The 14,744-nt window shown below is 65.0% G+C and carries 9 protein-coding genes; all 9 read right to left on the reverse strand.

Annotation, left to right across the window (positions count from 1 at the left end; genetic code table 11):
- Nucleotides 1-40 precede the first annotated feature (40 nt).
- Nucleotides 41-1,021 carry a hypothetical protein gene (locus AUCHE_RS04645; RefSeq protein WP_006502116.1) on the reverse strand — a complete coding sequence of 327 codons (981 nt, stop codon included), beginning with the start codon at nt 1,019-1,021 and terminating at the stop codon, nt 41-43.
- 162 nt (nt 1,022-1,183) lie between these two features.
- On the reverse strand, nt 1,184-4,759 hold the full coding sequence (locus tag AUCHE_RS04650) for an ABC transporter ATP-binding protein (protein WP_006502117.1): 3,576 nt from the start codon (nt 4,757-4,759) through the stop codon (nt 1,184-1,186).
- A 189-nt stretch (nt 4,760-4,948) separates the two neighbouring features.
- Nucleotides 4,949-7,450, reverse strand: coding sequence for a polyribonucleotide nucleotidyltransferase (locus tag AUCHE_RS04655; protein WP_006502118.1), 2,502 nt, complete (start codon nt 7,448-7,450; stop codon nt 4,949-4,951).
- Nucleotides 7,451-7,725: 275 nt separating this feature from the next.
- A complete protein-coding gene (gene rpsO / locus AUCHE_RS04660; protein ID WP_006502119.1) occupies nt 7,726-7,995 on the reverse strand; it encodes a 30S ribosomal protein S15 in 270 nt (89 codons plus the stop codon).
- Between the two features lie 163 nt (nt 7,996-8,158).
- On the reverse strand, nt 8,159-8,581 hold the full coding sequence (gene ndk, locus AUCHE_RS04665) for a nucleoside-diphosphate kinase (RefSeq protein ID WP_006502120.1): 423 nt from the start codon (nt 8,579-8,581) through the stop codon (nt 8,159-8,161).
- 46 nt (nt 8,582-8,627) lie between these two features.
- On the reverse strand, nt 8,628-9,020 hold the full coding sequence (locus tag AUCHE_RS04670; RefSeq protein WP_006502121.1) for a DUF4233 domain-containing protein: 393 nt from the start codon (nt 9,018-9,020) through the stop codon (nt 8,628-8,630).
- A complete protein-coding gene (locus AUCHE_RS04675; RefSeq protein WP_006502122.1) occupies nt 9,017-10,429 on the reverse strand; it encodes a bifunctional folylpolyglutamate synthase/dihydrofolate synthase in 1,413 nt (470 codons plus the stop codon). Before AUCHE_RS04675 ends, AUCHE_RS04670 begins: the two co-directional genes overlap by 4 nt.
- Nucleotides 10,426-10,965, reverse strand: a complete 540-nt coding sequence (locus AUCHE_RS04680) for a GNAT family N-acetyltransferase (RefSeq protein WP_006502123.1) — start codon at nt 10,963-10,965, stop codon at nt 10,426-10,428. Before AUCHE_RS04680 ends, AUCHE_RS04675 begins: the two co-directional genes overlap by 4 nt.
- Nucleotides 10,962-14,354, reverse strand: coding sequence for an isoleucine--tRNA ligase (gene ileS, locus AUCHE_RS04685; RefSeq protein WP_006502124.1), 3,393 nt, complete (start codon nt 14,352-14,354; stop codon nt 10,962-10,964). Before ileS ends, AUCHE_RS04680 begins: the two co-directional genes overlap by 4 nt.
- Nucleotides 14,355-14,744 lie beyond the last annotated feature (390 nt).

Consider the following 14,744-nt stretch of genomic DNA (forward strand, 5'->3'; position numbering starts at 1 on the left):
GTGGGTGTCTCCGTCTTCGTGGCGGAGGCACCCGCCGTCCTCATCTGTCGAGCAGGTTCTCTCGGGGGATGCCGGGCTCCGGAACGTCGAATACCTTGCGGGGGTTGTCTGGTAGTACGAGGGAACCTAACGGGAAGTGGTCGACCTGGCCGAGGCCCGCAGTCCGTGGCTCCACCGCGAATTCTGGATGATTTTCCAGGAATTCACTGCGAGCGCGTCCGCGCCGGAAGGTGACATCAGCCCGTCCGGTGTGCAACTGCCAGGTGTACCAGAACAGATAGGGAATCATCAGGAGGAAGTTGATCAGCCCCCAGTTCAGCCAGACATCCTGACGGAACCACCCGGCCGAGCTCATGTATGCGGGGAAGAAATCCCAGTTCGCTCGGATGAACAGGTGGATGGCCAGGGTATAGGCCCGAGCCATGTAGTAGAGCTCGGGTTGGCGTTTCACCAATGGATAGAGTTCAGCGGCCAGCAGGATGCACAGGGAGCCGGCGAAATGTGGACCCGCTTCACCGTAGGTGAAGTTGAGATTCCAGGTGGTGTAGAGGAAGTTCCAGGCCCCGGTGGTGTAGGCGATGAGATCCGCCCGCCCGTCGTCACTGATCCCCATGAATTTTGGCGCAAAGGGGATCGTCACACACAACAGCACGCCGGTCAGGAAATTCCAGACATTTCCGGTCTCGAGGTCCTTGAGAGCAGCTTCCAGAATATTGACCGACAGTACCCCGTAGAGAAACCACATCCATTTCGGAGAGCGCAGAAACTCCCAAAACCTTCCCGGACGTTTTTCCATCATGGAGACGCGCATCAAACCCAGCACGATGATGGTGGACAGGACCGTCAGGGTCTTCACCCAGCGGAACCATCCCTCGACCTGGCCTGTGACGATCCAGATCGGGAATGTTCCGATGGCGGCAGCCCAGAACCACAGGGATACGCGATAGTTCCGTCGGAAATAGTCTGTCGCCATGTAGAGCAGAACGATATACACCGCCATGAGTGCAAAAGTCGTCGTCATGACGCAGTCCTTTCCTCCCGGACAGTCCTTCCTTTCCGTTCCGATTGGATGCTACGACTCCAGAAGATCCGCCACCTGGTTTTCCAAGAAATGCCTTGATGTGTATTCCTGAACCGGCAAGCAAATGTTGATCCCGGGTGATCATCACGTTGAGCGGCCGGATCATCCGGCCAGATGACCCCAACGGAGCGACAGCTCCGACCAGGGCCCCACAGCTGTGATCCGCCCGTCGACGATCACCGCCACCCTGTCCGCTTGAGCCAGAGCAGCCCGTTTGGATGTCGCGCCCACCACGGTCACCGAGCGCTGCCGTAGGGCCTGCCACAACTCGATCTCGGTCCGGGCATCGAGCGCGGAGGAGATGTCGTCGGCCACGAGCAGCTCGGCGTCCGCGGCCAGCGCCCGGGCCAAGGCCAGCCGCTGAACCTGCCCACCGGACAATCGAACCCCGCGATGTCCGACCAGGGAGTGCAGGCCCCCGGCCTGGTCGAGATCAGGGACGAGCCTGGCATCGTCGACCGCGCCGTCGACATCCCGCGCATGCCCGAGTTGGACGTTCTCGACGAAGGTCCCGGAAAGTACCCGTGGAACCTGAGCGACATAAGAGACCTGACCGGGACGCAGGAAGATCTCCGGGTCCTCGACAGGAATCCCGTTCCACAGCAATTCACCTCGATGATCGGTGAGACCGGCCAAAGCCCGCAGCAGGCTCGATTTCCCTGCACCGACCTGTCCGAGCAGCAGCACGAGCTCACCCCGCTCGATCTCCAGATCGACCTGTTCGACGCCGATGGTCCCGTCCTCATGCACTGCGGAGAAGGCGCGCAAGGACAATCTTTCCAAGGGAACACGCTCAGCTGCCGCCGGCTGTGGCGCCGTCCCGGCGAGCAGATCGACGCCCTCGGGGAGTCTCATCAGATCGACGCCACCGGCCATCTGATTCGTCGCCAGCTGCCAGGCACGAGTCCCGGGCGCCTCGGTGACCACTGCTCCGGCAACCCTGCCGAACCAATCGAAACCGCTCACGACGCTGACGACCAGCAAAGCAGTGGCCAGCCCCCACCATTCCCACAGTGTTCCCGCCCATGCGACGACGACCCCAGCCTGGATCAGGACACCGGGGACGCCGTCGAGGACAGCCTGCACTCGATGTTCCCGGACGGCTGCCTCGACCCGGCCTGCATCGACCTGTTGCAGATGGGCGCGCACTTGGGGGGTCCGCGCAGCAAGCTTGACCGTCCGCGCAGATTCAAGCGCAGAGACGAGAATCCGTCCGAAACGGGCGCGCGCCGCAGAGGATCTGGCAGCGGAACGACCGGCGAGCGGACGCCCGACCGCCGATGCTGCCGAGGATCCGGCCAACACCACAGCCAGAATCACCCCGGCCAGCCACGTCCCGGCGACACATGCCGTCAGGACGGCGATGCACAAGCCGTTCACGAAATCGACCCAACGGTCGGCATAACGGGCATAACGGTCTGCGTCCATCGCCCGGGCGACGACCTCACCCGGCGGGACAGGTTCCAGTCGACGTTGAGCTGTCTGGCCGACGAAGACGGACATGCGGACGCGTAGGAGCACCTCGATCCACCAGCGTGGATACCGGGTGACCGCTGTGACCAAGGCACACGGCCCGAGGAAGATGCTGACGACGAGGAGAGCCGACCACTCCCACGGGAAGCTGCCACCGCCCAGTCCTTCCGCCAGGTGTCCCCAAGCAAGTCCGGTGAACACTCCTTGGGACCCGGTGGTGGAGAAGACCAGGAAAAGCAGAACCGAGAGGAGGCCCCAGGACGGACGCACCGACAGTGCGCTGGTGATCCCGCGGGCCAGCGAAGGTCCGGGATGCTGCTGCGGGCGGGTAGGAGGCACTCCACGACGCCGGATGGCACCGACCGTGCGTTCCAGTCCGGGGCCGCCGTCGGCATCAGGCCGTGTCTGCGTGTGGATGTCAGCTGATGCGGTTTCCTGCCGTTCTACGTTCCAGATCTCCGGCGCAGACTCGGCAGCCACGAGCAGCTCACGGTACGGCCCGTCCTGCCGGGCCAGGGTCGACCGTGCTCCGTGTTGGACGACGGTCCCATCGGCCAGGACGGCGATCAGCTCTGCCCGAGCGATGGTGGAGAGTCGGTGTGCGATAAGGATTCCGGTGCGTCCGCGGAGAAGCCGTTCGGAGGCGTCGACGACCAGCGCTTCGGTGAGAGGATCCATCCGTGCCGTCGCCTCATCCAGGACCACCACCCGGACGTCCCGTATGAGCAGACGCGCGAAAGCAAGTAGCTGCTCCTCCCCAGCGGAAAGCATCGTCCCACCCGGCCCCAGCAGGGTGTCCAGCCCTTGGTCGAGGCCGTCGACCCATTCGGTGAGCCCGAGTTCGGCGACGACAGCTTCGATCCGCTCACGAGGCTCGTCGGCGAACAGGGTGATGTTCTCGGCCAGGGTGCCTGCGAGGATCTCAGTACGTTGGGTCACCACCCCGGCCGTACGACGTAACTGCTGCAGATCCAGTTCGAGTACGTCGACGCCTCCGAGGAAGACTGTTCCCGGGTCGGGATCGACAGCTCGGGAGATCAACGCCGCCAGCGTCGATTTTCCTGACCCGGTGCGGCCCACCAAGGCCAGGGTCTGTCCGGCGGGGACGGTCAGGTCCACGTCGTGAAGGGCGAAGGACCCCTCCGTGTAAGCGAACGAGGTCTTCCGGAACTCCAGGCTCAAGGTGCCCTTGGGTAGCGTGAGCCCGCCGATCGGTTCAGGCGGCAGAGCCAGCATCTGACGCAGCCGGATGACCGCGCCGAGGCCGGCTTGGAGATCAGGGAGTTGATCGGCGACCCGCGCGATGTGCCCGACAAAGGTGCTCGTGACCAGGAAGAGAGTCACTAGTTGTCCGACCGACATCTGCCCGGCCCAGACGAGCCCTGTCCCCGCACAGACCACCGCGGCCAGAAGTGCGTGAAGGACGAGACTTGCCCGTAGAGTCACTCGCCGCTCCAGCAGAAGAACCTCGAGGAAGCGTGCATGGACCGTAGCCGAGAGTCTGGCCAATCGTTGTATGGCGAAGGCCTGCCCCAGACTCGTTCGTAGGTCGTCCCGCCCGGTGACACCTTCCTCGAGGACTGCCGCATGGTCGGTCCACGCAGCTTCTTCGACAACCTTCCGCTCCGCGATAGGGCCCAGCAACGGATGCACCAGAAACAGCGTCGCCACGACGAACACCGGGAAGACGATCAGGGAAGGCCACCAGGTGAAAACGGCGACGAAGAGCATCGGCACCGTGGTGCTGATCGCCCTGAGGACCATCCACACCTGAAGCCGGACCAGTGATCCGACCTCGCGGGTGTCGTCGTCGACCCGATCGAGGACCTCTCCGACCGCTTGCTCGGACAGTGCGGAGAGAGGCTGGTCGAGTGCAGCGTCGAGAAGGTCTTCCCGCAGTCTTCCCTCGGCCCGATCCGTCGCCCCGGCCCACAGATAGCGGCCCAAGGTGTCCAGGAGCGCGCCGCCGATCACGCAGATCGCGAGCACTGCCACGGTGGGAGCTGTAGCTTGCTCTGCCAGGCGGCCTGCAAGCACTGCCCCGCCCGCCGAACCGAGAGCGCCGACGGCCAAGACACCGACCGCTGCCACGGCTGCCGGGGTCCGTAGTCGCTGCCAGGTCACAGTAGGTGTTTCGCGGGTCCGACCGTTCCCGGTGGGATGATGCAACCCCGGACGATCCGACGAAAGATGCAAATCGGTCACATCAACCAGATCCTAGAGATCTTCGGTTCTCATCGCACTTGATTATTCGATGCCGACAAAGGCTTTCTCGTTTCCCAGGCGAGCGGGAGTGCCAGCACGTCGCCGGTCGACCACAAACCTGCCGGGATGACGAGAAGGCCTGGCACACCCACGGGTGTGCCAGGCCTTCTCTGGGTGTTCCCTCAGAGATCAGCTCTCGTCGGAGGAACCGTTCGTCCCCTCGCTCGATGCGCCGTTGTCACGACGCGGGCGACGGCGACGGCTGCGCTGACGACGTTCACCACGTTCGCCGTCCTCGGGGCGAGCCGAGTTCTCATCCTCGGAGGAGGCGTCCGCGTTGCTCCGCTCGCTGTTCTCCGGGCGGGGGCGACGCTCACGCCGGTCCCCGTCGCGGCTTCCGCGATCACCCCGGTTGGCGCGGCGCTCTGCTTCTTCAGCGGCTGCAGCGTCAGCTGCGGCCTGCTGCTCCTCGGTGAGCACCGCTCCCAGGGAGAGCTTGCCCCGCGGGTCGATCTCCTTGAGCTCGACCTGGACTTTCTGCCCGATGGACAGCACATCCTCGACGGAGTCGATCCGCTTGCCACCCACGAGTTTACGCACCTCGGAGATGTGCAGCAGGCCGTCCTTGCCCGGGAGCAGGGAGATGAATGCTCCGAAGGTCGTGGTCTTGACCACGGTACCGAGGAAGCGCTCCCCGATCTCAGGCATCGTCGGGTTGGCGATGGCGTTGATCGCGGTCCGCGCAGCCTCGGCGCTCGGTCCGTCGGTGGCACCGATGTAGACGGTGCCGTCGTCCTCGATGGAGATCTCCGCGCCGGTGTCTTCCTGGATCTGGTTGATCATCTTGCCCTTCGGGCCGATGACCTCACCGATCTTGTCCACCGGAACCTTCACGGAGATGACACGCGGAGCGTGCGGGCTCATCTCGTCCGGCACGTCGATGGCCTCGTTCATCACATCGAGGATGTACAGACGCGCATCCCGGGCCTGGGTGAGCGCACCGGCCAACACCGAAGCGGGGATACCGTCCAGCTTCGTGTCCAGCTGGATCGCCGTGACGAACTCCCGAGTTCCGGCGACCTTGAAGTCCATGTCGCCGAAGGCGTCCTCCGCACCGAGGATGTCGGTGAGTGCCGCGTACTGGGTTTCCCCGTCAAGCTCAGCACTGACCAGACCCATCGCGATGCCCGCGACCGGCGCGCGCAGCGGCACGCCAGCGTTGAGCAGCGACAGCGTCGAGGCGCAGACCGAACCCATCGAGGTCGACCCATTGGAGCCCAGTGCCTCGGAGACCTGACGGATCGCGTAGGGGAACTCCTCACGGGTCGGCAGGACCGGCATCAGGGCGCGCTCCGCGAGGGCTCCGTGGCCGATCTCGCGACGCTTCGGCGAACCCACGCGGCCCGTCTCACCGGTCGAATACGGCGGGAAGTTGTAGTTGTGCATGTAACGCTTGCGCGTCGTGGGCGACAGGGTGTCGAGCTGCTGTTCCATCCGGAGCATGTTCAGCGTGGTGACCCCCATGATCTGGGTCTCGCCGCGCTCGAAGATCGCCGAGCCGTGCACCCGCGGGAGCACCTCGACCTCGGCGCCCAGTGCACGGATGTCGGCCAGGCCACGCCCGTCGATGCGGACCTTGTCGCGCAGGATCCGCTCACGGACCAGGGACTTCTGCAGCGAACGGTAGGCGGAGGAGATCTCCTTCTCCCGCCCCTCGAACGGCTTGCCCTCACCGGCGAGCTCTGCTTTGAGCTCGTCCTTCAGCTCGTCCAGCTGGGATTCGCGTTCCTGCTTGCCTGCGATCTGCAGCAGCCCGCGAAGCTTCTCGGCGGCAGCAGCTTCGACAGCGTCGTAGGCGTCCTGTTCGTAGTCCAGGAAGATCGGGAATTCGATCGGTGTGATGCCGTCCTTGGCGCGTTTCTTCTCGGCCAGTTCGGCCTGAGCGCGGCAGAGCGTGGCGATGAACCTCTTCGCAGCCTCGAGTCCCTGGGCGACGACCTCTTCGGTGGGCGCCTGGGCGCCTTCCTTCTTCACCAGGTTCCAGGTGGAGTCGGTGGCCTCGGCCTCGACCATCATGATGGCCACGTCGTCCGACTCGGCGGAGTCGCCCTCGGCGACGATCCGACCGGCGACGACCATGTCGAAACAGGACTTCTCGATGTCACTGAAGTTGGGGAAAGCAACCCACTGCCCGTCGATGAGCGACATGCGCACACCGCCGACCGGGCCGCTGAACGGCAGCCCGGAGATCTGGGTGGATGCGCTCGCTGCGTTGATCGCCAGGACGTCGTACTGGTGATCGGGGTTGAGCGCCAACACGGTGATGACGACCTGGACCTCGTTGCGCAGGCCCTTCGTGAAGGTGGGCCGCAACGGCCGGTCGATGAGTCGACAGGTCAGGATGGCATCGGTGGACGGACGGCCTTCCCTGCGGAAGAAGCTGCCGGGGATCCGTCCCGCAGCGTACATCCGCTCCTCGACGTCGACGGTCAGCGGGAAGAAGTCGAACTGGTCCTTGGGGGACTTACCGGCTGTGGTGGTGGACAGCAGCGTGGTCTCATCATCCAGGTAGGCCGTGACCGATCCTGCTGCTTGCTTGGCCAGACGCCCGGTCTCGAAACGGACCTTGCGGGTGCCGAAGCGACCGTTGTCGATCGTGGCTTCGGCGAAAGTGATCTCTGGACCCTCCATCGGGCCCTCCTCTTCTCTTCGTACGGGCCGCACGCATCATCGTTGTGCGTCGGCTCTTCCTCAATTCACGTGATGTCTCCCGAGGGACATCACGTTTCCTAACTACACATCCCGGGTCGTCTCGTCCGCTCGACCCGCCGCAGCCCCTGACGTCACAATATGACGCCCGGGCCTCGGGCGCTGAACGGTCCCGATGACCGCTTCACACCCGTTCCCCCGAAAATATGCGAAAGAGCGGTTCCCGGATATCGGGAACCGCCCATCACATCAAAAGGTCATCGACGCAGGCCGAGACGCTTGATCAGCGAACGGTAACGCTCGATGTCCGTCGCTTCCAGGTAGCGGAGCATCCGCTTGCGGCGTCCGACCAGGAGGAGCAGGCCACGACGGCTGTGGTGGTCGTGCTTGTGCTCACGGGCGTGCTCGGTGAGGTCCTTGATCCGCTGCGTAAGCAGCGCGACCTGGACCTCGGGAGAGCCGGTGTCGCCCTCATGGGTGGCGTACTCGGCCATGATCTTCTGCTTCGTTGCTGCATCCAACGGCATGGTGACGACTCCTTGACTCATTGCGCGGTGCCTGACAGCGGTTCCCGTCAGGCGCTCTCTGTCCGCGGCCGATCCACGGCAAGGGACAATCCTAGCAATGTCTCTTCGTCCGTCCCAATTCACGAGGCCGCCCGGGGGCAGGACACCAGGCCCTCTGCCCCTCTCAGCCCAGTCCGGGGAACCAGATCTCGATCTCCCGCGCGGCGGACTCGGGTGAGTCCGAACCGTGCACGATGTTGAGAACCGGCCCTTCGCCCCAGTCCCGGCCCAGGTCGCCTCGGATGGTGCCGGGAAGAGCCGCGGTCGGGTCGGTCTGACCGGCCAGGGAACGGAAACCCTGGATACACCGTGACCCTTCGATGACCACCGCGGTCATCGGCCCGGAAGCCATGAAGTCGAGCAGCTCCTCGTAGAAGGACTTCCCCTGATGTTCCGCATAGTGCTCCGCGAGGGTTTCCCGGTCCGCAGTGACGATCTGCAAGGCGACCAGGCGGTACCCCTTGGCCTCGACCCGGCGGAGGACCTCGCCGGTGAGCCCTCGGGCAAAGGCATCGGGCTTGACAAGGATCAATGAACGTTCAGCCATGCATCCACCCTAGTCAGCCGAACAGGCCACGTGACATCTCGTCGGCTCAGGTCTGAGCCTGACGCTGAAGGTAGGACTCCGTGAGATCGTCCATCCGAGCACCCTGGACCAGGGCCACCCACCACAACGCACCGAAGACCAATGCAGCCACCACCATCATGGGCAGGACCACCCCGCACAGCAGGGTCGCCACCTGCAGGGCCCACCCCAGGGTCACCCCGTACGGTCGTCGCAGCAGACCTGCTGCGACGAGCAAGGCCACCGCCAGTCCAGTCCCGGCCCACAGATAGACCCCTGCGCCGCCCTGGCCGGAAGCATCGGCCAGAGCTCGGGCACCCACCGCGCCGAAGAGCACCACCGGGGCCTGTGTTCCCAGGACCACGGCACCCAGACGCCGGGTCATCTTCCGCTGTGTCCCGAAGAAGGCAGGACGGTTCACGTCGACTCACCGAACCCCAAGAGCATCCGGACCTCCGCGGCTGTCGTCACCGACCCGGTCGCCACCACCCCGCCCGCTGCTCCACCCGATTCAGCTGCCGCGTCGGCGAGCCCGGCTGCCATGTCCAGGGCATTGGGCAGATCTCGTACGACAGTGACCCGATGCTCACCGAAAAGATCGACGGCGATCTCGCCAAGGCGTTCCGGATGCATCGCTCGGGGTGATGTCGTCCGGGTGACGACGATCTCGTCCAGCACCGGTTCCAGCTCCGCGAGGATTCCCTCGGCGTCCTTGTCCTCCAGGATCGCCAGGACACCGATCGTCCGAGCGAAGCCGAAACTCTCCTCCAGGCTCTGCCGCAGAGTGGCTGCGCCGTGCGGATTGTGCGCTGCGTCCACGATCACCGTGGGCGAGCGACGGACGATCTCCACACGCCCGGGGGTGGTGAACCGGGAGAATGCGGCCTCGACGATCTCCCGTTCCAGACGTTGTTCCCCTCCCCCGACAAAAGCTTCCACGGCAGCAAGGGCCAACAGGGCGTTATGGGCCTGGTGGGCACCGTGCAACGGCAGGAAGAGGTCGTCGTAGTCGCCGGCGAGACCCCGCAACGAGACCAGCTGGCCCCCGATGGCCACCTGCCGGGCCATCACGCCGATGTCATGTCCCTCGAAGACAGGTCGCGCCTCGACCTGACGGCACCGTTCGAGAAGCACCTCGGCAACGTCGACTTCCTGGATCGCGCTGATCATGATCGACCCCGGTTTGACGATCCCAGCTTTCTCAGCAGCGATGGCGCCTCTGGTGGAGCCCAGGAGTCGCTGGTGGTCGAGACCGATCGGGGTGATCACGTTCACGGCACCATCAGCGACATTCGTGGCATCCCACTCCCCACCGAGCCCGACCTCCACTACGGCGACGTCCACCGGGGTGTCGGCGAAAGCCGAGAAGGCCAGACCCACCAGTGTCTGGAAGTAGTTCATCCGCGGGACGCCCTGCTCCGCGAAGCGTGCATCGACCATCTCGATGAAAGGCAGGACGTCGTCGTAGGCCGCGACGAAACGTTCCCGACTGATCGGCTCCCCGTCGAGGACGATACGTTCGCGCATGTCATGCAGATGAGGTGAGGTGAATCGCCCAGTACGCAGACCCAGTTCACGCAGCAGGGTCTCCACCATGCGAGTGGTGGAGGTCTTGCCATTGGTGCCGGTCAGGTGGATCACCGGAGAAGATCGGTGCGGATCTCCCAGAAGCTCGGTGAGTGCACGGATCTGGTCGAGGGACGGTTCGACCTCGTTCTCCGGCGCCCGCTGCAGAATGGCTTCCTCGACCTCACGCATCCGTTTGCGGATCTCCAGATCCGCCGCGGCACGACGGGCTGCTTCCCTGGCCGCTCGGGTCTCACTGCTCACGAGTGGTCCTTCCTCTCCGCATGGGGCCTTCCCATCCAGACCAACTCGGGCATGCCGACCTGTTCTTCACGGGACAGTTCAACGAAACCATGTCTGGTACAGAATGCGGCCGCATTGCGGTTACCGTCCGTATAGGAGATCCGCAGGGGCAGACCCGAACCGGTAGCGCGTTCTTCGGCAGCTGAAAGCAGAGCCCCCGCGATACCGCGTCCGCGCATCTCCGGGTGAACGTACAGCTTCCACAACACCTGGGCGCCGGCATGCGGTCCGTAGGAACACATCCCGACAACCTTGTCGTCCAAGCAGGCCACGAAGGCCCGGCCTGAGCGGATGATGGGGACCAGCGCGTCCTTCGTCCACCATTTCGCAAGCAGCAGTTGGACAAGTTCGGGTTCGATGATGCCCCGGTAGGTGGCGGGGAAGGCGAGCAGCCCCAGTTCCCTGATGGACTCGAGGTCGTCACCTCGGGCTTCCCGGACGGACACGGCCGGGGCCTCGGGGGCACCGGCCGTTCCGGATCCGTAGACGTCGGTCACAGCTTCATCACCAGGATCGTGACAATGCGTCCGTCACCGAGCTCGACGTCGACACCCTTGCCCTGGGGAAGAGCTCCGACCGGACCGAAGCCGATCTGTCGGGCCAAGGTCTCGGCTTCGATGAACTTCTGGTGATCCATGACGACGCCGCGCAGGTCGTCGTCACCGCAGACGGTCAGAGAGATCGCGTCACTGTAGTCGAGTCCCAGGTCACGTCGCTGGGCATTGACCGCTCGGGCCACGTCAGCGGCCAGACCTTCACGGGACAGTTCCTCGGTCACCGAGGTGTCCAGGACGACGAATCCGGAGCCCGGCAGCATCCCGACCGCGCCGGAACCGGCGTGACTCTCGTCGACCACGGTGTCGAGGGTGTACTCCCCTTCCTGGAGGATGAGACCGCCTGCAGTGACGGTTCCGTCCTCACCGATGGCCCAGTCACCGCTCTTGCTGGCCTTGATCGCAGCCTGGACCTGTCGACCCAGTCGAGGACCTGCAGCCCGGGCGTTGACCGTGAGTCGCTGACTGATCCCGAAGTCGGACTCGCTCGCGATGTCGATGTCCTGCAGGAGGATCTGTTTGACATTGGCTTCGTCCGCGAGGAGATCGACGAAACCGCCGAGCCCCTCCGCGCAATCGGTGACCACGGTCAACGTGGCAAGAGGCAGCCGCGTCCGCAATCCTGCTGCTTTACGCAGGCTGGAGGCGACCGAAGCGACCGAACGGGCCTGCTCCATCCGGACGACCAGGTCGTGGTCCTGGGGCAGGTCCTCGGCGACGGGCCAGTCGGTCAGGTGGACGGAGCGGCCGCCGGTCAGCCCTCGCCAGATCTCCTCGGTGGTCATCGGGAGCAGCGGCGCAGCGATCCGGCAGAGCACCTCGAGCGTGGTGTAGAGGGTGTCCATCGCCTGGCGTGCCTGCTCGGCGGACTCGCCCCGGGTGTCCCAGAACCGGTCGCGGCTGCGACGTACGTACCAGTTGGTCAGGACATCGAGGAAGGAACGGATGGTCTCGCAGGCGCCGGCGATGTCATAGGTGTCCAGCTGCCGGGTGACCTCTTCGACGACCTCACGGAGCTTGGCCAGCAGGTACCGGTCGAGCACGTGGGTGGATCCGGTGGACCACCGGGCGTCGTAACCGGTGGACCCGCTGCCGTCGGCCGACTCGACATAGGCGTTCGCGTACGTCGAGAAGAAGTACCAGGTCGACCAGAGCGGCAGCATCGCCTGCCGGACGCCCTCACGGATGCCCTGTTCGGTGACGATCAGGTTGCCGCCGCGCAGGATGGGCGAGGACATGAGGAACCAGCGCATCGCGTCGGCGCCGTCGCGGTCGAAGACCTCGGACACATCGGGGTAGTTGCGCAGCGACTTGGACATCTTCTGCCCGTCGTTGCCGAGCACGATGCCGTGGGACAGGCAGGTGTTGAACGCAGGTCGGCCGAAGAGCGCCGCAGCCATGATGTGCATGGTGTAGAACCAGCCGCGGGTCTGCCCGATGTACTCGACGATGAAGTCGCCCGGGAAGTGGTGCTCGAACCAGTCCTTGTTCTCGAACGGGTAGTGCACCTGCGCGAAGCTCATCGACCCGGACTCGAACCAGCAGTCCAGCACGTCGGTGACCCGACGCATCGTGGACCTGCCGGTCGGGTCGTCCGGGTTGGGCCGGGTCAGCTCGTCGATGAACGGACGGTGCAGGTCGGTGATCTCCACACCGAAGTCGCGCTGCAGCTCCTCGAAGGATCCGTAGACGTCGGTACGGGGGTAGGCCGGGTCGTCGCTCTTCCACACCGGGATCGGGCTGCCCCAGAAACGGTTCCGGGAGATCGACCAGTCGCGGGTGTTCTCCAGCCACCTGCCGAACTGGCCGTCCTTGATGTGCTCGGGCACCCAGGCGATCTCCTGGTTGAGCTCGAGCATCCGCTCCCGGATCTTCGTGGTGGACACGAACCAGCTGCTCACGCCCTTGTAGATCAGTGGCTGGCGGCAGCGCCAGCAGTGCGGGTAGGAGTGCGTGTAGGTCTCGCGGCGCACCAGGACCGTTCCCGGGGAGACGGCACCGAGGGTACGGCGGGCGTCGTCCTCGGCGTGCTCGGCCGACAGGCCTACGGCTGTCGCACCGTCCGCGTCGTACCGGGTGCGCGCCTTGAGATGGTCGAGGATCTGGGCGTTGGCGTCGAAGACGAGCTGGCCCCTGTAGTCGTCGACCGGCGCGGTGAATCTGCCGTCGATCCCGACCGGCATGACCGCTTCGATGCCCTCACGGTCGCAGACGATCTTGTCGTCCTCACCGAATGCCCCGGCGGAGTGCACCAGCCCGGTGCCGTCCGTGGTCGTGACGAACTCGGCCTCGACCAGACGGAAGGCGTTCTCGTGACCCAGGTAGTAGTCGAAGGGCGGGGTGTACGTGTAACCGGCCAGGTCGGCGCCCTTGTGCCGGGCCACGATGCGCTCGGTGACATCGGCCTTCGCGTCGCCGCACAGCTCGCGGGCGTACGCCTGGGCGCGCTCGGCGACCAGCAGGTAGCGCTCGGTGCTTCCCGTGGGCACGTCGGATTCGACGACGACGTAGTCCAGTTCGGGGCCGACCATGATCGCCAGGTTGCTCGGGAGGGTCCACGGGGTCGTGGTCCAGACGACGGCGAGCGCACCTGTCAGGCCCAGCGGGTCTGCTGCTGCGCCGTCCGCGCCTGCTTTCGGGCCCATGCGCAGTCCCACGGTCACCGACGGGTCCTGTCGGTCCTGGTAGACGTCGTCGTCCATGCGCAGCTCGTGGTTGGACAGCGGGGTCTCGTCGTTCCAGCAGTAGGGCAGCACGCGGAAGCCCTCGTAGGCGAGTCCGTCGTCGTGCAGTTTCTTGAACGCCCACATGACCGACTCCATGAAGCTGGGGTCCAGGGTCTTGTAGTCGTTCTCGAAATCGACCCAGCGGGCCTGACGGGTGACATAGGTGCGCCACTCGTCGGTGTATTTGAAGACAGACTCGCGGCACTTGGCGTTGAAGGCCTCGACACCAAGTTCGCGGATCTCGTCGGTGGTCTTGATGCCGAGCTGGTTCATCGCTTCCAGCTCGGCGGGCAGTCCGTGGGTGTCCCAACCGAAGCGACGCTCGACGCGCTTGCCACGCATCGTCTGATAACGCGGGACGACGTCCTTGACGTAACCGGTCAGCAGGTGGCCGTAGTGTGGCAGGCCGTTGGCGAAGGGCGGGCCGTCGTAGAAGACGAACTCGTTGGCGCCCTCCTGCCCGGCCTCACGTTGCTCGACCGAGGCCCGGAAGGTGTCGTCGTGCTGCCAGTAGTCGAGCACGTGCTCCTCGAGCTGGGGAAAGGACGGGGACGAGGGCACGCCGAATGCGGCACCGGGCGTGCTGGTCACCTTGGGATACGTCATCGCGGTGTTCCTTGCTGGCTGGTCGATCTCGCGGATCGAACTCACGTCATCAACTCATGGGTCGTGCCACGAGGACGACAACGACGCCAGGCGCCGTGCCGCGGTACCACCTCGCTTGCTGTACCTTCGCCCGGCCGGGTGAAGTTCCTGGACGGAGCGGGGAAAGTCGATGCGGACGTCTCCCTGCAGTGTCCTCGCGATGTACAGCCGCTCTCGTTACAGGCTGTGACGGGCCCACCCGTCCGGTTCTACTGAGCGAGGCCCGTAGGTACCACCGTCAGCGGCGGCACGGGCGATGCTGTTCTTCCGGAGGCTCACCGCTGATGACGGCTCAAACGCCTGTGCGCAGAATTCTACGCTACGCAGCGGAGCCGAGCCGCCTGTCTGCAC

The sequence above is a fragment of the Austwickia chelonae NBRC 105200 genome (assembly GCF_000298175.1).
In the GTDB taxonomy this organism is placed as follows: Bacteria; Actinomycetota; Actinomycetes; order Actinomycetales; family Dermatophilaceae; genus Austwickia; species Austwickia chelonae.